General features: G+C 55.3%; 20 protein-coding genes and 1 other RNA gene. 11 read left to right on the plus strand and 10 right to left on the minus strand.

What is annotated here, in order from left to right:
• Window positions 1-116: 116 nt before the first annotated feature.
• The 7 genes from AUQ43_RS00385 (at window position 117) to aroQ (ending at window position 6,968) form a co-directional block, all read left to right on the plus strand.
• The gene (locus tag AUQ43_RS00385) at window positions 117-1,142 is read left to right on the plus strand and encodes a DctP family TRAP transporter solute-binding subunit (protein ID WP_062953652.1); all 1,026 of its coding nucleotides are present in this window, start codon (window positions 117-119) and stop codon (window positions 1,140-1,142) included.
• A 110-nt stretch (window positions 1,143-1,252) separates the two neighbouring features.
• A complete protein-coding gene (locus tag AUQ43_RS00390; protein ID WP_062953653.1) occupies window positions 1,253-1,735 on the plus strand; it encodes a TRAP transporter small permease in 483 nt (160 codons plus the stop codon).
• Window positions 1,732-3,000: a TRAP transporter large permease gene (locus AUQ43_RS00395; protein WP_062953654.1), complete on the plus strand. Its 1,269-nt coding sequence runs from the start codon at window positions 1,732-1,734 to the stop codon at window positions 2,998-3,000. Before AUQ43_RS00390 ends, AUQ43_RS00395 begins: the two co-directional genes overlap by 4 nt.
• Before the next feature lie 11 nt (window positions 3,001-3,011).
• Entirely contained in the window at window positions 3,012-3,860 is an 849-nt protein-coding gene (locus AUQ43_RS00400; protein ID WP_062953655.1) for a shikimate dehydrogenase, read from the plus strand.
• Window positions 3,861-3,870: 10 nt separating this feature from the next.
• Window positions 3,871-4,524 carry a GntR family transcriptional regulator gene (locus AUQ43_RS00405; protein WP_062953656.1) on the plus strand — a complete coding sequence of 218 codons (654 nt, stop codon included), beginning with the start codon at window positions 3,871-3,873 and terminating at the stop codon, window positions 4,522-4,524.
• Window positions 4,525-4,605: 81 nt separating this feature from the next.
• Window positions 4,606-6,483 carry a bifunctional sugar phosphate isomerase/epimerase/4-hydroxyphenylpyruvate dioxygenase family protein gene (locus AUQ43_RS00410; protein WP_062953657.1) on the plus strand — a complete coding sequence of 626 codons (1,878 nt, stop codon included), beginning with the start codon at window positions 4,606-4,608 and terminating at the stop codon, window positions 6,481-6,483.
• 38 nt (window positions 6,484-6,521) lie between these two features.
• The gene (gene aroQ / locus AUQ43_RS00415) at window positions 6,522-6,968 is read left to right on the plus strand and encodes a type II 3-dehydroquinate dehydratase (protein WP_062953658.1); all 447 of its coding nucleotides are present in this window, start codon (window positions 6,522-6,524) and stop codon (window positions 6,966-6,968) included.
• Window positions 6,969-7,170: 202 nt separating this feature from the next.
• Here the strand turns inward: aroQ and recR are convergent, their stop codons facing one another.
• The 5 genes from recR to AUQ43_RS00440 form a co-directional block, all read right to left on the minus strand.
• The gene (gene recR / locus AUQ43_RS00420) at window positions 7,171-7,764 is read right to left on the minus strand and encodes a recombination mediator RecR (RefSeq protein WP_062953717.1); all 594 of its coding nucleotides are present in this window, start codon (window positions 7,762-7,764) and stop codon (window positions 7,171-7,173) included.
• 125 nt (window positions 7,765-7,889) lie between these two features.
• Entirely contained in the window at window positions 7,890-8,213 is a 324-nt protein-coding gene (locus AUQ43_RS00425) for a YbaB/EbfC family nucleoid-associated protein (RefSeq protein ID WP_044830201.1), read from the minus strand.
• Window positions 8,210-10,102, minus strand: coding sequence for a DNA polymerase III subunit gamma/tau (locus tag AUQ43_RS00430; protein WP_062953659.1), 1,893 nt, complete (start codon window positions 10,100-10,102; stop codon window positions 8,210-8,212). Before AUQ43_RS00430 ends, AUQ43_RS00425 begins: the two co-directional genes overlap by 4 nt.
• Window positions 10,103-10,259: 157 nt before the next feature.
• Window positions 10,260-10,354, minus strand: an RNA gene (ffs, locus tag AUQ43_RS00435) — signal recognition particle sRNA small type.
• A 72-nt stretch (window positions 10,355-10,426) separates the two neighbouring features.
• Window positions 10,427-10,894 carry a hypothetical protein gene (locus tag AUQ43_RS00440; RefSeq protein WP_062953660.1) on the minus strand — a complete coding sequence of 156 codons (468 nt, stop codon included), beginning with the start codon at window positions 10,892-10,894 and terminating at the stop codon, window positions 10,427-10,429.
• Between the two features lie 220 nt (window positions 10,895-11,114).
• On the opposite strand from AUQ43_RS00440, the gene nudC reads away from it, so the two are divergent.
• On the plus strand, window positions 11,115-12,041 hold the full coding sequence (gene nudC, locus AUQ43_RS00445; RefSeq protein WP_062953661.1) for an NAD(+) diphosphatase: 927 nt from the start codon (window positions 11,115-11,117) through the stop codon (window positions 12,039-12,041).
• Between the two features lie 86 nt (window positions 12,042-12,127).
• Entirely contained in the window at window positions 12,128-12,919 is a 792-nt protein-coding gene (locus AUQ43_RS00450) for an ABC transporter substrate-binding protein (protein ID WP_062953662.1), read from the plus strand.
• Between the two features lie 3 nt (window positions 12,920-12,922).
• On the opposite strand, the gene AUQ43_RS00455 is transcribed toward AUQ43_RS00450, so the two are convergent.
• The gene (locus tag AUQ43_RS00455) at window positions 12,923-13,291 is read right to left on the minus strand and encodes a DUF1636 domain-containing protein (RefSeq protein ID WP_232310540.1); all 369 of its coding nucleotides are present in this window, start codon (window positions 13,289-13,291) and stop codon (window positions 12,923-12,925) included.
• Window positions 13,292-13,341: 50 nt separating this feature from the next.
• A complete protein-coding gene (locus tag AUQ43_RS00460) occupies window positions 13,342-14,220 on the minus strand; it encodes a LysR family transcriptional regulator (RefSeq protein ID WP_062953664.1) in 879 nt (292 codons plus the stop codon).
• Window positions 14,221-14,379: 159 nt separating this feature from the next.
• Between AUQ43_RS00460 and AUQ43_RS00465 the strand changes: the two genes are divergently transcribed.
• Complete coding sequence (locus tag AUQ43_RS00465) at window positions 14,380-14,988, plus strand: glutathione S-transferase family protein (protein WP_062953718.1); 609 nt, start codon at window positions 14,380-14,382, stop codon at window positions 14,986-14,988.
• Between the two features lie 122 nt (window positions 14,989-15,110).
• Here the strand turns inward: AUQ43_RS00465 and AUQ43_RS00470 are convergent, their stop codons facing one another.
• A complete protein-coding gene (locus AUQ43_RS00470) occupies window positions 15,111-15,779 on the minus strand; it encodes a glutathione S-transferase family protein (RefSeq protein WP_062953665.1) in 669 nt (222 codons plus the stop codon).
• Between the two features lie 89 nt (window positions 15,780-15,868).
• Here AUQ43_RS00470 and AUQ43_RS00475 point away from each other — a divergent pair, with 89 nt between their 5' ends.
• Window positions 15,869-16,591, plus strand: coding sequence for a TetR/AcrR family transcriptional regulator (locus AUQ43_RS00475; RefSeq protein WP_232310541.1), 723 nt, complete (start codon window positions 15,869-15,871; stop codon window positions 16,589-16,591).
• Here AUQ43_RS00475 and dapE read toward each other — a convergent pair whose 3' ends face one another.
• Window positions 16,592-17,731 (minus strand): succinyl-diaminopimelate desuccinylase, encoded by a 1,140-nt coding sequence (gene dapE / locus AUQ43_RS00480; protein WP_062953666.1) that lies wholly within the window; start codon window positions 17,729-17,731, stop codon window positions 16,592-16,594.
• A 155-nt stretch (window positions 17,732-17,886) separates the two neighbouring features.
• The gene (dapD, locus tag AUQ43_RS00485) at window positions 17,887-18,732 is read right to left on the minus strand and encodes a 2,3,4,5-tetrahydropyridine-2,6-dicarboxylate N-succinyltransferase (RefSeq protein WP_062953667.1); all 846 of its coding nucleotides are present in this window, start codon (window positions 18,730-18,732) and stop codon (window positions 17,887-17,889) included.
• Window positions 18,733-18,977: the final 245 nt, after the last annotated feature.

An 18,977-nucleotide genomic window follows, 5' to 3' on the forward strand; every position in this document is an offset into this window, starting at 1 on the left:
TTTGACAAAATCTCCTATGTTTTTTAAATTATCCCAATTCCGAACAAGGGCCGCTTAGAACAAGAGTGTAAAAAGCAACCTCGGTCTGCGGATGTCGTTTTAATCGGGAGGAAGTAATGAAGATGATCTCCAAAGGTGCCTTGTTTGGCGCCGCTTCAATGGTCGCCGCGTCATTTGGTTTTAACGCGCAGGCAGCCGATGTGACCCTGAACTTTGCCCATGTTGACCCGGCAGAGTGGACCACCTCGAAAAAAGGTGCGGCGTCACAGGTCTTTAAAAACATTGTCGAAGCAGAATCCGGTGGCCGTATTGAGGTCGGACTGTTCCCGGCCGGTGCGCTGGGCGGTGAAACCGATCTGCTGCAGAATACACAGGACGGTACCCTTGCCATGTCGATGGTTTCCGGTCCGTTCTCCAAGGTCTGCCCTGAAGCGGCTGTTCTTGATATTCCTTATGTTTTCCCGAACGCCAACGTTGCGTGGAAAGTTCTGGATGGTGACTTCGGTGAAGAGCTTGCGGCTCACTGCCTGGAAAAAACTGGCCTGCGTACACTGGCTTATGGCGAAACCGGTTTCCGTAACTTTACCAACTCCCAGCGCGCGATTGCCGAGCCGAAAGACATGGAAGGTCTGAAAATCCGTGTCATGACCGTTCCGCTGTTCGTGGAAATGGTCAAGGCACTCGGCGGTGATCCGACCCCAATTCCGTGGCCGGAAGTTCCGACGGCACTGACCACTGGTACGGTTGATGGTCAGGAAAACCCGATCAGTGTGATCTACGCCAACAAGTTTTATGAAATGCAGAAATACCTGACGCTTGATCGTCATGTATATGGCACCGACTTCATTGTTATCAACGAAGCAACCTATCAGAGCCTTTCGGAAGCTGATCAGGCGCTTCTGCGTCGCGCAGCCGGTGTTGCATCGAACGTGGGCCGTGCGGTTCAGCAATTCAACTCTGCCGAAGGCGTTGCCAAACTGGCAGAGGAAGGCATGGAAGTAACCACCCCGACCGCCGAACAGCTCAAGATGTTCCGTGACGCGGCACAGCCAGCTGTCATCGAATGGCTCTCGGGTGAGATCGATGCTGCATGGATCGAAAAACTGCAAACTGCCGTTTCCGAAGCCGAAGCTTCAATGTAATCGGTGTTTGGCGGGTCGGGTGCTCCTCCTTGCACCTGACCTGCCCTTTTTTCCCGCTAACTTGCTTTTAGAAGCATAATAATAATTTTCAGAGTGATCCGGGGGAACCCATGCAGCGCACCGAAAATGCGTTTAAGCGTTTGCTCGCCGGGCTTTCGGGGTTGAGTATCCTCGTTGTCTTCGGTGTTGTTTTTGCCGGCAGTGTCAGCCGCTATCTGTTTTCTTCCCCGCTGCAATGGAGCGAAGAAGTCGCGAAATACGCGATGATCTATGGCTGCATGTTCGGTGTGGCCTATGCCTATCTGCAGGGTACCCAGATCACCTTCAGCATTGTTGTTGATACCATTCCCGCACGTATCCGCCGCAAGCTTGCAGTCATTGTTGATGCAGCGACGCTGGTTCTGGGCGGTATCCTTGCCTATGCAGGCTACGTATTTGCCGCCAAGCGCGGGGGTATTGTTGCCTCGGGCATTGGCATTCAGATGTATTGGGCGCAAATCGCCATTACCGTGGGTGGTGTCTGCCTCGTAATTGCAGCCGCCTTGCGTCTTGCTTCGTACTTCAAAGAGAATTCTGCGCGGGGTGAGGCATGATTACCGGTGTTACCCTTCTGACCCTGCTTGCAATTGGTGCGCCGGTCGCATTTGCAATCGCGCTTGGCCTTGTTGCCTATATCAGTACGGGCACGTTTGGCCTTGATCTTCTGCCGCAGCGTATTTTTGCCGGTCTGGACAGTTTCACAATTCTGGCAATCCCGCTGTTTGTGCTGGCGGGCGAGTTGATGAATGCCAGCGGCATCACATCGCGCGTGATCAACCTGGCCAATGCGCTTGTCGGGCACGCCAAGGCCGGTCTGGCGCAGGTCAACATCTGGTCTTCTGTGATCTTTGCCGGTCTTTCTGGGTCGGCGGTTGCCGATACATCCGCGATTGGGCGTATCTTTATTCCGTCAATGGAAAAAGAGGGCTATCCGCGCGATTTTGCCGCCGCCCTGACCGCCGCATCATCGGTGATCGGCCCGATCATTCCACCCAGTATCCCGGTGATTATCTATGCGCTGATCACCACCAATGTCTCTGTGCCTGCCCTGTTCCTTGCCGGGATTGTGCCGGGTGTTTTGCTGGCGCTTGCGCTGTCGGTTTATGTGCGGTTCTTTGTCAAAAACCACGCAAAACCGCGCGAACGCATGAATGTGGGCGAGAAGCTCAAAGCCATCTGGAATGGTCTTATTCCATTGTTCATGCCGGTCTTTGTGATTGGGTCGATCCTGGCGGGGATTGTCACGCCTACCGAGGCGGCAAGCTTTGCGGTGTTCTATGCGCTGGTTGTTGGGTTGTTCGTGTTTCGCGAACTGAAACCGGGCGATCTGCCGGCAATTTTCGCAGGCGCGATGCGCGATTCTTCAAGCATCCTGATCATTATGGCAACGGTTGCTGCGGCAAACTGGTTCATGACCTTTGCCGGTATTCCGCAAACCGTCAGCAAGTTCGTTCTGGGGTATGTCGACAGCCCGGTCACCTTCCTGATCCTGATCAACCTGATGCTGCTCGCTGTTGGTCTGGTGCTTGAGGGGATTGCTGCAATGCTGGTGCTGGTGCCGATCCTGCACCCGATTGCGCTTAGCCTTGGCATTGATCCGACCCATTTCGGGATCATTGTGATCTTTAACCTGATGATCGGCCTGATTACGCCGCCGATGGGGCTGTGTCTGTTCGTTGCAGACGCGGTGGCCGGTGTCGGGATGGCACGCATGATCCGCGCCATCATGCCGTTCTTTATCGTCGAACTGATGGTGTTGCTAATCATCACCTTTGTTCCGGGCATCGTTACATTCCTGCCCGAACTGTTTGGATTTTAGGATACCTGTCCATGTTGAAACTCGGTCTTATCGGTAAAGGCATTTCACGGAGTCAGTCGGCACGACTGCACGTATTGCTGGGCCGTATGTGCGGTATGGATGTCACGTACGAATACCTCGACAGTGATGTGATCAAGAATTTTGACCTGATCAAGCAGCTGACCACCTGTGCGGAAACCGGCTATGCCGGGGTTAATGTGACCCATCCTTACAAAACAAGTGCGCGCAAACTTATTACGCCGCGCAAACGTCTGCCCGAAGCCTTGGGTTCGGTGAACACGGTTGTTTTCCGCGACGATGGCTGGCGTGGCGATAATACCGACTTTGTCGGCTTCATGCGCGGGTATCGGGGGCAGTTCGGCGATGCCAAGCCGGGCACGGTTTTACAGATGGGTGCTGGTGGTGTCGGTCTTGCGACGGCCTTTGGCCTGCGCGGGCTTGGTGCGGACAAGATCCTGATCCATGAAAAGGACGCCGCGCGCGGTGAGGAACTGGTCGCGACCCTTGTTGCGGCCAATGCCAATGCGGCCTTTGTCGGTGAAGATGACCTTTCTGACGCGGTGCGCGCGTCCGATGGTTTGATCAACTGCACGCCGGTTGGCATGAACCAGTATCCGGGCTGTCCGTTTGATGCCGATCTGTTTGGTGGACAGAAATGGGCGTTTGATGCGGTCTATACTCCGGTTCAAACCGCGTTCCTGCGCGCCGCGGCCAAATCGGGCATTGAAGTCATGACCGGCTTTGAACTCTTCTTCTTTCAGGGTATTGAAGCATTTGAAGTTTTCAGCGGGGCAGAGATAGATGCCGACGCTGCAAGGGACGAATACTTCAATGCCTATCCCGAGGCATTGACAGGCTAGGGGAAGACATATGAGCAGCAGCACCGTTGCCGAGACAGTCTATAACGAAATTCGCGATGACATCCTGTATGGCGAATTGCAGCCGGGCGTGAAGCTTAAGCTTGAAGCGCTGCGCGAACGTTATAGCGTCGGGGTCAACACACTGCGTGAAGTGCTTAACCGTCTTGTCGCTTCGGGCTTTGTGTTTGTCGAAGGCCAGAAGGGCTTCCGGGTTGTTGAAACATCGCCATCCAATTTCAAGGAATTGACCGCGATGCGGCTTTTGCTTGAGCGCGATGGTCTGGCGGCCTCGATCAAGCATGGTGATGTGGAATGGGAAGCCCGGGTTGCGGCCGCCCATCACAAGCTTGCCGCTGTTGAAAAGCAGATGCTTGATCGTGACAGCCGTGAACTGACCGTACGCTGGAGCCAGTATGACCGCGAATTTCATCAGGCGCTGATTTCGGCCTGTGGCTCGAACCTGCATATGCGTCTGCACCACGAGATTTTCGATCAGTTCCGCCGTTATGTGGTGATCGAACTCAAAACCCATGGTTTCCGTGCCCAGGAAATCATCGATGAGCATCGCGAAATCTGTGAGCTGTCCCTTGCACGGGATCTGGATGGCGCGATTGCCAAACTGACCGACCATATCGAAACCTATCGGCGCCGTTCACAGCATTGATCTGCGCGCGGGCGTTGTCCCGCGATTGCTGCATCCTTCTGTGAATGTGCCGGTGCCCCACATGCATCCCGGAGGGATAAAATGCTGACCTCAATTGCCACAGTTTCACTGTCGGGCGATCTTCAGGAAAAACTCGATGCCATTGCCGCTGCCGGCTTTGACGGGGTCGAGATTTTTGAAAATGATCTTCTGTCCTTTGATGGATCGCCAGAAGATGTCGGCAAGACGATCCGTGATCTGGGTCTGAAACTGGTCACCTTCCAGCCGTTCCGCGATTTCGAAGGCATGCCCGAACCCCAGCGTACCCGCGCGTTCGAGCGCGCCGAGCGCAAGTTCGACCTGATGGAAGAACTGGGAACGGATCTTTTGATGGTCTGTTCGAACGTCTCCCCGCAATCATTGGGTGGGCTTGATCGCGCCGCCAGGGATCTGGCAGAGCTTGGTGATCGTGCGGCCAAACGTGGCCTGCGTGTCGCGTTCGAGGCCCTTTCATGGGGCAAGCATATCAGCGACTATCGCGACAGTTGGGAAGTCGTGCGGCGCGCCAATCACCCGAATGTTGGTCTTGTGCTTGATACCTTCCATATCATGGCGCGCAAGGTGCCGCTTGATGCGATTTCATCGATTCCGGGTGACAAGATTTTCCTCGTGCAAGTTGCCGATGCACCGATCCTTGAAATGGATGCCCTGTCCTGGAGCCGTCATTTCCGCTGCTTCCCGGGGCAGGGGGACTTCCCGCTCGGTGAATTCATGCGTAACCTTGCCATGACCGGTTATGACGGGCCGCTGTCGCTTGAGATTTTCAACGATCAGTTCCGCTCAAGCTCGACCAAGAACGTGGCCAAGGATGGCTTGCGCTCCCTGATCTATCTGGGCGACGGCATTGAAGGCGTTCAGGTTGGTGAAAAGGGCACAGCCCTGCCGCCCAAGGCGCATGCCAAGGAAGTCGGTTTTGTCGAGTTCGCGGTCGAGGAAGAAAATGCCGAAAAGCTTGCCACGCTTTTCGCAGCCCTTGGCTTTGAAAAACGCGGCAGTCACAAAACCAAAGCGGTGACCTGGTGGAAACAGGGTGACATCAATCTTGTGATCAATTGTGACAAGGATGGCTTTGCGCATTCCTATAACATCGTGCATGGCCCGTCGGTCTGTGCGGTGGGGCTTAAGGTTGATGATGCCAAGGCAACGATGGATCGTGCGCAATCATTGCTTGCCGCACCCTTCAGTCAGGCGGTTGGCAAAGGCGAAATTGAAATGCCGGCCATCCGGGGTGTTGGCGGCAGCCTTGTTTACTTCCTTGATGATCACAGCGAACTTTCGCGTATCTGGGATGTCGAGTTCGAACCCGAAAAGGGCACGGACGCAGACGCCGGAAAGGCGAAACTTCGCAAGGTCGACCATGTGTCATACTCGATGCAGTATGAGGAAATGCTGACCTGGCTTTTGTATTTCACCTCGATCTTTGATCTCGGCAAAATGCCGACCCTCGATATCCCTGATCCGGGCGGGCTTGTGCAAAGTCAGGTGGTGCAAAGTGATGCGGTGCGTCTGATCCTCAATGGTTCGCAAAGCCCGCATACCCAGCATTCCCAGTTCCTCAACGAGTTCTTTGGCAGCGGTGTGCAGCATCTGGCCTTTGCCAGCGACGATATCTTTGCATCAGTGGATTACTGCAGGGCGCATGGGGTTGAAATCCTGCCGATCCCGGAAAACTATTATGACGATATCGAAGCACGTTTCGGGCTGGAGCCGGAACTTCTTGATCGGTTGCGCGCACGTAATATTCTTTATGATCGTGACGATGAAGGTGAGTATTATCAGGTCTATACGCGGACCTTTGCCAATCGATTCTTCTTTGAATTGGTGGAGCGTCGCGCGTATCGTGGCTTCGGGGCGGCCAATGCGCCGATCCGGCTTGCGTCACAGACGCGCATGAACCGTCGTAACGATGCGGCGAAATAACCACAGGGCACCAAGCGCATAAAGGCGGGAACAAGGAAATGAGCGTGCAGGAAATTCTAGTCATCAATGGACCGAACCTGAACCTGCTAGGGCAGCGCCAGCCAGAGATTTACGGCTATGACACGCTGGCCTCGATTGAGGAAAAGTGCAGTGCGCTTGCCACGGAACTTGGTGTTTCGGTGCGTTTTGGCCAGTCCAACCACGAGGGTGCGATCATTGACATGATCCACGAGGCCCGCACCAAATCAGCCGCCCTGATCATCAATGCCGGTGCCTATACCCATACATCCATTGCGATCCATGACGCTCTCAAGACCTTTGAGGGCTATATCATCGAGCTGCATATTTCCAACCCGCACGCGCGCGAGGAATTCCGCCATACCAGCTGGATCAGCCCGGTCGCCGATGCGGTGATGGCCGGGGCTGGTGCCTATGGCTATGAGCTGGCAACACGCCTTGCTGCAGAAAAGATCGCGGCGGCCTGAAAAAAGCTCTGAATTATTCAATCCTGTCTCGGTGAGGTTCTTTGATTCCGCCCGAAGAAAATTTGAATAATCACGACATTGACAGTAATCGTCATTCCCGCAAAGCCTGCCCCCGCGAAGGCGGGGGGCGGGAATCCAGTCTGCTTGCGGCGATATGGATTCCGGGTCTGTGCTCCGCTTCGCCCGGAATGATGGCCGATCTTTAGACGGAACTGCGTGACCGCAACGCGGCCGCCAGTGTGCCGTCATCAAGATAATCAAGCTCACCACCCACCGGCACGCCATGGGCAAGGCGGGTGACCTTGACCCCGGTTTCCATCAGCCGTTCGGTGATGTAATGCGCGGTTGTCTGGCCATCGACCGTGGCGTTGGTGGCAAGGATTACCTCGGCCACAGCATTTTCGCGCACGCGATTGACCAGCTGATCGATTTTAAGGTCATCCGGACCGACACCATCAAGTGGTGACAGGGTGCCGCCCAGAACATGATAGCGCCCCTTGAACGCGGCACCGCGTTCCAGCGCCCAAAGGTCCTGAACTTCCTCGACCACACAGATCGTCTCCGAGCTGCGGTTGTGATCGGCACAGATATGGCAGGGATCGGTGACATCAATATTGCCGCAATTGGAGCAGGTCGTCATGACCTCGGCCGTGGCATGGAGTGCGTCGGCCAGCGGGATCATCAAGGTTTCGGGTTTCTTGAGCATCTGCAAAACCGCACGCCGTGCCGAACGCGGCCCAAGGCCGGGCAGGCGTGAAAGCAGTTTGATCAGATTTTCAATTTCCCGTCCGGTCATCATGACCCCGTGCTGGTAAAGTTTGATCGTTACATATTGCTTGTATCAAAAACAAAGAGCGGCGCAATGCCACCCTTTGCCGCGTACCTTTAATGTACGAAATTTATCGCGTGTCCGATGAAAGATCAGAATGGCAGTTTGAAGCCTTCCGGCAGGTTCATGCCGCCGGTGACGTCTTTCATCTTTTCCTGAACGGCAGCCTCGACCTTGACCTTGGCGTCGTTATAGGCGGCAACGATCAGGTCTTCGAGGACTTCGGTGTCTTCGGGGTCAACAATGCTTTTATCAAGCGAAAGGCCGCGCATTTCGCCTTTGCCATTGAGCATCACTTTGACCATGCCCGCACCGGACTGGCCTTCGATTTCGAGTTCAACCAGTCCTTCCTGCATTTCCTGCATTTTGGACTGCATCTGCTGGGCCTGTTTGAGCATCCCTGCAAGGTTCTTCATAGCTCGTCGTCTCCTTCGAGATAAAATGCGTCGTCATATACGGAACCGCTTTCGTCCTCTTCACCCTCGGGATTTTCCTGTCCGGGTGGCAGGTGGACGGCAACGATTTTTGCTTTGGGTAAACCATCAAGAATGGCCCTGACCAGCGGATCTTGCGAGGCATCCGCCTTGCGCTGTTCAAGGGCTTCAAGTTCCTGTTCCTTAAGGGTCGGTGCCCCTTCTTCGCGCTCCGACACACTGACCAGCCAACGATTTCCGGTCAGGCCATTAAGCGCCTTGATCAGTTTGGTCGAAAGGTCCGATCCTGCCCCGCGTGCCGGGCGAAATTCGATGCGACCCGGCTCATACTTCACCAGATGCATATAGTTTTTGACCTGCATGGCAAGACCGGTGGTTTCACGGTCCTTGCCAAGCAACTCGGCAACTTCTTCGAACGTTTCGGGCATCCTGGCATAGACAGGTTGTTCGACCTGTTCGGGTTCGCCAAGCGGGTCGGGTCGGCGCTGTGCCACGGCAGCTGCACCACCGCCGCCACCATTGACCACCTGCATGCGGGGCCCTGGGCCGCCGCTACCGCCGCCATTGCCACCGCCTTGCGGTGCACCGCCGCCATTGCCGGCATTGTTCATATCCTGACGGAGCTTCTTGATCAGGTCACCGGGCGGTGGCATTTCCGCGGCATAGGCCAGACGGATCAGGATCATTTCAGCGGCCTGAATGGGGGATGGCGCAATCCGCGTTTCTTCAAGCCCCTTAAGCAACATTTGCCACGCGCGGGTCAGTTGCGGCATGGCAAGCTTGGCGGCGATTTCCTTGCCGCGTTCGCGTTCGATCTGTGACACGCCGGGATCATTGGCCGCATCAGGCGACAGCTTTACCCGGGTCAGCCAGTGGGTCAGATCGAGCATATCCTGCAACATCACCGGCGGATCACCGCCAAGGGCATATTGCGCGCCCAAAAGGTCGAGCGCCTCGTTAATCTCGCCCTTCATGGTGTGATCAAACAAATCGAATATGCGTGACCGGTCCGAAAGGCCCAGCATGTCACGCACCTGCTGGGTGGTGACCTTGCCCGCACCATGCGAAATCGCCTGGTCTAGCAAGCTCATGCCATCGCGCACCGATCCATCGGCGGCACGCGCGATCAGGGTGACGGCTTCTTCTTCGATCTCGGCATTTTCAAGCCCGGCGATGCGGCCATAGTGCGCGGCCAGTTCATCGGTCTGCACGCGGCGCAAGTCAAAGCGCTGACAGCGCGACAGGACCGTGATCGGGATTTTGCGGATTTCGGTGGTGGCAAAGATGAATTTCACATGCTCTGGCGGTTCTTCAAGCGTTTTGAGAAGCGCGTTAAACGCACTTTTCGAAAGCATGTGCACTTCATCGATGATGTAGATCTTGTAGCGCGCCGAAGTCGGGCGATAGCGCACACCTTCGATCAGTTCGCGAATGTCATCCACACCGGTGCGCGACGCCGCATCCATTTCCAGAACATCAACATGGCGGTCTTCGGCAATCGCGCGGCAATGCTCACAGACACCGCATGGCTCGATCGTTGCGCCGCCATTGCCGTCTGCGCCAATGCAGTTCAGCGCACGCGCAATGATACGCGCGGTTGTGGTTTTACCAATACCGCGCACCCCGGTCAGGATGAAGGCATGGGCCAGTCGGCCGCTTTCAAGCGCGTTTGACAGCGTCTTGACCATCGGCCCGTGGCCGATCAGCTCATCAAAGGATTTCGGGCGGTATTTGCGCGCAAGAACCTGATATTCGCTTTTGGCTTCGGGTTCGGCCACAGCAGCGGGGGCGGTTGTTTCCGCACCGGTACTTTCTGATGCCGTTTCACCTTCTGGCGCTGTTTCGCTCGCGGTCTCGATCTGATCGCTCATTCATCCGGTCCGGACTGTTTTAATTCTCAGTTGGTTTTAGCAGCTTCGCGACCGTATGGGAAAGGCCAAGTGGGAAATTTCCCATACAAAAAGCCTTCTGCCCGCGAATGTCAGGGGCATGGCAAATATCAGCGATTTCAAAGGGAGAAATGAAAGGGTGAGAGACTGAACAGCGACCCGGAAAAACTCGTTACGGCTGCTACCTTCCGGTCCTGACCGGGTTGGCGAGCGGTCCGTCCACTGCCAGCCTCTCGCCCCCTATATCGCGCAAGCGTTCACAAAACGCAAGGGGGCATTCGGAATTTTAGTGCTGCGCGCACGTCATCAGTTGCATGCAGGGTCCGCATCGCGGGTGCCGTTTGATACCCGGCCGTCGCGATTGTCGCGCGCCCAGCTCGAAAGCGCGTTGCGCGCCGCATTTGCCGCCGTATTGGCAGGCAACAGAATGTTCCAGTGTCCTACCGGATCATTATCATATTCAACCTGATAGCCGTCAGGTCCGGAAAGGTCATAGGTTTCATCGACCACCGGGTCACCGTCCACGACGGCGGTAAAACGGAACAGGCATGGCTTGTTGTTATTGTTGCCAATGTTGTCTGCGTCGAAGTTTGAAACACCGCCACCGCGATAGGTAAATTCACCATTTGAAAGATTGGCCCGCCCGGTGTTGGCGTTGCTCAGGCCGACACCATGATAAATATCCACATCTGCATGGGCCGGGTTTTCAAAGGTAACCTGCACGGACAGCGCACCAATGATGAATGCGCCATAGGCTGTGAGTTTTGAAAGCATGATTGTTTTCCTTTCTATGTGCTGTGATTAGCAGGGAAAACGACGAGGCCCCGTCATGGATGTGAAGGAAATTGGCATGGCTTTGCCTGCGGTCGGAACGTTGATCGGGGAGATCGCAGTTGTCTTTTATGCGCGCAGCTTTAAAGTCTGAGCCAAATTTTGGCCGATAGGTAAATCGGTCGCTGCAGCCGAGTTTTTGAAAGAAGGAGCACCAGGGGTCATGACAAGGCAATTCTTCGAAGCCGCTGATCTTGATCGTGATGCGAGCCTTCGAAAATCTGAGAACTGGCAACAGCTTCTGTTGGCCGAGGAGTCGCTGCGCATCCTGATTTGTCATGCGGGTGATCCACTTTTTGCCTGGCCCGAAGACATGGATGCCCACGAGCTTGTGGTACTGGGTGCCCCGGCGGTGCCGCATCTTGATGTCGATCTGTATGGCGGGGAGTGGATTTACCTTGGCCGCGATGTTGGCGGGCCAGTGATCGCGGTGGATATTGCCCCGGTGGTTTCAGATCGTGAAGAGGCCGTGCGCAAGCTGGGTGGTGGTTTTGGCGACATGCGCACCCGCATGGCGTGCCTGTCCGTTGACGAGGCCGCCCTTGCTGCGCAGGCGCGCGCCATCTTTCACTGGCATCAGGGGCATAAATTCTGCGGCGCCTGCGGGTATCCCAACGCGGTGGTCGAGGCGGGCTATCGCCTGCAATGCACCAATCCGGTTTGTGGCAAGCCCCATTTCCCGCGGACCGATCCGGCGGTAATCATGCTGATTCACCATCAGGATCATGTGTTGCTGGCGCGCTCTCCCCAATTCCTGCCCGGTATGGTGTCTGTGCTGGCGGGTTTTGTGGAGCCGGGCGAGAGCCTTGAACAAGCCGTGGCGCGTGAGGTGTTCGAGGAAGTCGGGATCAAGATCAAGCGTCCGGAGTATGTGGCGTCGCAACCCTGGCCGTTTCCGGGCTCGCTTATGCTGGGGTTTGTGGCGGAGGCCGAAACCACAGACCTTGTTCTTGATGACGAAGAAATAGAATTTGCGATGTGGGTGCATCGCGATGATGTGCAAAACCTTCCTGAAAAGGACATTAATTTACCCCGCCCGATTTCAATTGCGCGCTTCCTTCTGGAAAATTGGTGCGCGGGACGCATATAGTATCCAAAGCGTCTTTTTTCACCGTTTTGATGGTGGGCATGCCTTTGCCGTTCGTCAGCAAGTTTCGGGGGAGCATTTTGATACCTATGCGTTTGGCACGTAATGCGGCGTTGAGCGGCTTTGTCTTGGGCATGCTTCTGGTTCTTTCCGGGGGGATGGTTGCCAAAGCCCATGAACCGATACCGGTCAAGGTCGGCGCCTATGAATATGGGGTTGTCTATTTTTATCAGGATGGTGAACCCCGCGGCATGGCGCCGAGCCTGATTGATCTTCTGAATGATTTTCAGGATGAGTACGCGTTTGAGCTTTCCGAAACGTCATCGCGACGGCGCTATCAGGCCGTGGTCGATGGCGAGGTCGATCTTGTCCTGCTTGAAAGCTCGAAATGGGACTGGGAAAACTATGATGTCCGGTTCTCTGGCCCGATCGTTCAGGAAGAGGATCTCTATGTCGCGCTGGCTGATCGCGGAAATGCCGAAGCACTGTTTTCCGATATCGCCAGCTATCCGATGCTTTGCGTGCTGGGTTTCCATTACGGGTTTGCCGATTTCAACGCAGATCCGGCGTATCTGCGTCAGAATTTCGATGTCTTGCTGCGCTATAACGAAAAAGAAGTTCTTGCAGGATTGTTGGCCGGAGAAGCACCGATCGGTATCGTATCCGCAGGCTTTTTGGCCGCGCAATTCGGCGAGATTCCCGGTTTGCGCAATAGTCTTGTGATCGCCGATCAGCCCGATGCAACCTATGATCTGGTGTCGGTGCTCTCGGAGGGTTCGGCCATTCCGCTTGAGCGGTTCAATCAGCTGGTATCCGAGCTGCGTGCCACCGGCGAGGTGGAAAGATTGTGGCAGCAATTTCGGGCGGGCCTTGCCGGATAGCCCCTAGTCCAGAGGCGGAATACGGGCAATGACATTGCGCCGCAAAGCGTCGGGACGTTCCCGCCAGGCAACGATGCCCTTTTCACTTTCGGCATATTTTGACGCCAGTTCACACAGATCATCAATCATGCTGTCTGGATCGACATTGCCGTAAACATATCCCCACTTTCCCGATCCGTTCAGCGCGACCGAGCAGCCAGAATTGCAATTGGTCAGACATTCAACTGCCTTGAGCTCGAACGGCAGTTCGCGCTTGGCACAGATTTCTTGCATGCGTTTGAACAATGTCTGGCCATGCCGCGGATTTGTTGATGCCTCGGCGTTTGAGGCCGTGCAGGTGGTGCAGATGTTCAGGCGTGGCTTGGTCGTCATGCGGGTCATTTTATCCAAAATGGGGGTAAGCGATCAGGGCGCGCATCCAATCAGCTTGCGACCGGTCTGGTCAAGTCATCATCAAGATGATGGGCAACATATTCCTGAATGGCACCGGCCAGTTGGCGGCTCACCAGTGGATGGGAATCCTCGGCCAGCATGACGGCCACACCAACCGCGGGCAGCGGCGGGAAACCGTCACGGGAATCCAAAATCTTAAACTCGTCGGAGACACTGGCCGCCGCAAGGGCAGCAACACCCAGCCCGTTGCGCACCAGATGCAAAAGTGACGCCGCCTGACGCGAGGTGGCATACAGCGTGAAAGGCCGATTGGATTTGGAAAATGCATCAATTGCCCACGCATGAAACTTGCAATCCTCAGCAGGCAAAACCAGTGGCAGTGGATCGAGCTTGTGTTGCTTGTGCAGCGGTGAAGATGCCCAGACACCGGGCTCGTGACGCAGGAAATATCCTTCTTCGCCCTTTTCGGACCGACTGATGATCGACAGGTCAAGTTCGCCCTGATCAAGCATTCGGCGCAAAAGGATCGTCGGGTTAACCGATACAAAGAACCGCGCATTCGGATAGGCCGTGCTGATGGCCCGCAAGACAACGGGCAGGATCTTTTGCGCGTAATCATCAGGGCAGCCAATACGGATCGGGCGGCTGGCATCCTGGGCGCGTAACTTGCCCATGGCTTCGTCTTGCAGCGACAGAATGCGGCGTGCATAGCCGACAAAGGTAATGCCTTCATGGGTCAGTTGGACATTGCGACCGTCACGTTCGAACAGTTTGTTATCAACCAGTTCTTCAAGGCGCTTCATCTGCATGGAAAAGGCCGATGGTGTGCGCCCGATACGGTCGGCTGCACGATTGAAACTGCCGCATTCGGCAAAGGCCACGAAACTTCGTAACAGGTCGGAATCCATATGGCGTCCCTTTGATCAGAAAGTTTGATCAAGAATCTTGAACAATTGGATCAAAACTATTCGATTGTCGGAATGCGATCCAGCGGCAAATATCAAACCCGGCCGGCCAATGCAGTTTTCAGTGAATGCTTTAACGCATGTGCCACAAGGAATATCACGATGATTTTGAACGATTATTTGATGTCGGGGAACGGCTATAAGGTCCGTTTGCTGCTTTCGATTCTGGGTCAACCGTTTGAATATGTTGAACGCGACATCATGAAGGGCGAAACCCGCACGCCGGAGTATCTTGAAAAGATCAACCCGCACGGCAAGATCCCGACCCTTGTGCTGGATGACGGTCGGACATTGGCCGAAAGCAACGCCATTCTGACCTATCTGGCCGAAGGAACCAACTTTATCCCCCGGGACGCTTATGAACGGGCCGAGATGATGAGTTGGCTATTCTTTGAGCAATATGATCATGAGCCCAACGTGGCTGTTCTGATTTCCTGGCACGAGATCAAAGGATTGCCTGACAATGCCGATATCCTGGAGCCGATGAAACAGGCCGGGGCGAAACGTGCGCTTGAGCTGATGGAAAAGCGGTTGTCGGGTCACAACTGGCTGGTGGGTGAGGCGCTCAGCATTGCGGACATTTCGCTATATGCCTACACGCACCGGGCCGAGCTTGGCAAAATCAGCCTTGCACCTTATCCCGGCATTCGCGCTTGGCTTGACCGGATAGCAGCACTTCCGGGCTATGTACCGATCACCTGGACGCCATAAGACTGAAAAGAAGCCACCACAAACAGGCTATTGCCCATGGGGTTGGGGATCGGGGGATTATTATCCCTGTCTGTGGTGGCTAAGTACCCTGACGTAATTAAGGGGAAACGTCAGGGTGGCGGTCAGGCAGATTTCAAAAGTTTTTCGGGCAAAAGAGGATCGGTTTGTGCCGCAGAACCCCGTGCCCTGAAGCGCATAAAGGCATCTTCGACATTGGGCGCGTCGGTCAGCATTTCCGGCCCGCCGGGCATGGCGTTCAGGTAATGGATCATTGGCATGATCATCATGTCCGGGATGGTAAAGCGATCACCGCATATCCAGCCATCTGCGTAAGCCGGATCAAGGACAGAAAGATTATGACGGATGATATCGGCCATCCGGTTCATCTGGATGGCAAATCCCGGATCATGGCGCTTGGCATCGTCGGTTAGAACCATCGGAATGACGAAATTACGGATGATGTTCTGATCAAGCCGTGTCATGGCAAGGCTGATCCACTGGTTCATCCGCGCCACTTTTTGCGCACTTACAGGACGAAGCAGCGGGCCCGGAAACCGGTCATCGACATAACGACAGATCGCGGCGGTTTCATACAGCACAAAGGGGCCGTCATTCAGGACCGGTACCTTGCCAAACGGATTGCTGCGCAACAGTTCGGGCGTTGGCGGATGTCCCGGGGTCTGGACATTTTTGGTGCTGAATTCAAAGGCGATTTCCTTTTCCAGACAGGCAATACGAACAGTGCGTGTAAGATTGCTGCGCGGCATTCCGATGATTGTCACGACCGACATGGCAAGGTCCCTTTTTGCTAGGTGAGCTTGCCCACAGCATTACGTCGGCCATAATATGTTCAAGAACATATTATTATGATGTGTCATGATTGCATTCTGTCCAGGGCCGGATGCCCGAACACGCGGTGGAGATTGAAATGCCCTATAGCCCGTCCCACAAACCGAAAACCCGTATCCGCATCGTTAATGCGGCCAGCGCGTTGTTCAAAAAGCACGGGTTTGAAAATGTCACGATTGATCAGGTCATGGCGGCTGCCGGGCTGACACGTGGCGGGTTCTATGCGCATTTCAAAAACAAGGAAGATCTGTTTGTCGCCTGTGTGGAAAACGGCATGTCGCTTTTATCGTCACCCGTGTTGGCGAAATTGCGCAAGGCAGAGTTATCCGGCGACGACTGGGTGACATCCTTTGCGGAACTTTATCTGTCGCGGGTGCATATTGATAATCCCGACCTTGGATGTGCTTTGCCGACATTATCGACAGAGGTATCGCGTTCCGGTGACCTGGCACGGGCAGCGTTTTCAAAGCTGATTGAACAGGCATCAGGCAAGCTCGCCTGGAAGCTGGCAAAGGAGGATGGCGTTCCGGGTATGGATAAACCGGTGCCGGTTGACGGCGAGTCCGTGCTGCCGGATGTCCCCGACGGCTATCGCCGGGAAGCCACATCAATGCTGGCGATGATGGTTGGTGCGGTTGTGCTGGGTCGTGCGGTCGATGATGACACTGCCGACGATATTCTGGCGTCCACGCGCGATACGATCGTGCAATCGCGGGACCGACTGCCAAAAGAAGCCGGTCTCAAGACCGGCTGATCAGTCGTAGAAACCTGACAGGATTTCCGCATAGATCTTCACAAGGTTTTCGATGTCATCGACCATGGCGTGTTCATCGACCTTGTGCATGCTTTGCCCGACCAGACCGAATTCAGCGACCTCGGTGTATTTCTGAATGAAGCGCGCATCGGATGTGCCGCCCGTCGTGCTCATTTCCGGGCGTTTGCCGGTAACCTTTTCCGAAGCATCGGCAATCAGGCTTGCGAGTTTGCCCGGCGTGGACAGGAACGCCTCGCCAGAAATCTTGACCCTGAGATCGTGCGCACCGGCATGCTCGGCACAGACATCCTCAATCCATTTTTTAAGATCCGCACCCTTGTGCTGATCGTTAAAGCGGATGTTGAACGCGGCGCTGACCTTGGCGGGCACCACATTGGTTGCGGTATTGCCCGCATCGACGGTGGTGATTTCAAGATTGCTGGGCTGGAAATGATCGGTGCCCTGATCAAGTTCACGCGAATTAAGCACATCCAGCGTCTTGATCATGCGCGGAACCGGATTGTCCGCCAGATGCGGATAGGCGACGTGGCCCTGTGCGCCATAAACCGTCAGCCAGCCGGTGATGGAGCCACGGCGGCCAACCTTCATCATCTCGCCCAGATATTTCGGGTTGGTCGGTTCGCCCACCAGACAGGCGTCAAATTTTTCGCCCTGCTGATCACACCATTCGACCAGCTTGACCGTGCCGTTGATCGCGTCGGCTTCTTCGTCACCGGTGATCAGGAACGAGATGCTTTCATCAAAATCCGGATTGGCAGCAAGAAAGGCGTCAACGCCGCCAACAAAGCAGGCGATACCGGTTTTCATATCAACCGCACCCCGGCCAAACAGACGGCCGTCTTTGACTTCGCCACCGAACGGATCAACCGTCCATGCGCCAGCATCGCCAGCCGGGACGACATCCGTATGCCCGGCAAAACAGAAATTGCGGCCCTTGGTCCCAAGACGGGCATAAAGGTTGTCGATCGCGTCACTGCCATCACCGTCAAAGACCTTGCGCGTGCAATCAAAGCCGCGTGCCTCAAGCGCCTTTTGCAACACATCAAGCGCGCCTTCATCGGCAGGTGTTACCGACGGGCAGCGGATCAGGGATTGTGCAAGTTCAAGGGCGGTCGACATTGGCACTCTCTTGGTCTTTGGGTGTTAGGCAGTAATAGGAATTTTAGCCTATTTTATATGTTTCATGTGAAACATATCAGGAACAAATATACATTAAGGGGCGAAACAGCCATCCGTTTCGCCCCTTATATCATGATCACATTGCGTGTCGCAGATCAGTCGCGCAGCAGTTCGTTGATCGAGGTTTTCGAGCGGGTCTTTTCATCAACACGTTTGATGATGACCGCGCAATACAGGCTCGGCCCCGGGGTGCCATCGGGAAGCGGCTTGCCCGGAATGCTGCCCGGAACGACCACGGAATATGCCGGAACGCGACCGACAAAGGTCTCGCCGGTGGTGCGGTCGATGATTTTGGTCGATGCGCCGATGAAGACACCCATCGAAATGACAGCACCTTCTTCGACAATCACACCTTCAACGATTTCCGAACGCGCCCCGATGAAAGCATTGTCTTCGATGATGACCGGACCGGCCTGAAGCGGCTCAAGCACGCCACCGATACCCGCACCACCCGACAGGTGAACGTTCTTGCCGATCTGTGCGCAGGAACCAACAGTCGCCCAGGTGTCGACCATGACGCCGGTATCAACATAGGCGCCCAGGTTCACAAAGGACGGCATCAAAACGGTGCCCGGTGCGACATAGGCCGAGCGGCGCACGATGCTGCCTGGGACCGCGCGGAAACCGGCTTCCTTGAATTGGGCATCGCCCCAACCTTCGAACTTGGACGGGACCTTGTCCCACCAGTTGGTGTTTTCGCCCGGACCGCCTGCGATGGTGGTCATGTCATTGAGGCGGAACGACAGCAGAACTGCCTTTTTCGCCCACTGATTGACGACCCATTTGCCATCAACCTTTTCGGCAACGCGCAGTTCGCCGGAATCCATCGCGCGAAGCGATTGTTCAACAGCTTTGCGGATTTCGCCCTGGGTGGCGGAATTGATTTCGTCGCGGTTTTCCCAGGCGACGTTGATCACGCCTTCAAGCTCTGTCTTGTTCATGTTTCGAAGGTCCTTGCGGTCAGCCAAAATTGCGTCGGCGGAGAATGGTCAAAGCCGACCTTGAAGTCAACTCCGCCAGTTTACGTAGAAATGCCTGTTTAAGGCAGATTTCCGTTCCTGATCCCTGTTTTGCCCGTCTATCCCGTCCAATGGGCGCGATAGAAATAAACGATCAGAAGGCCAAGCTCAATCCTGGAACGATGACAAATCGGCCAAGTCGGCAATTTGATCCGCCAGGGGCATCC

Origin of the sequence: Thalassospira sp. MCCC 1A01148 (assembly GCF_001613795.1) — a bacterium.
Lineage (GTDB): Bacteria > Pseudomonadota > Alphaproteobacteria > Rhodospirillales > Thalassospiraceae > Thalassospira.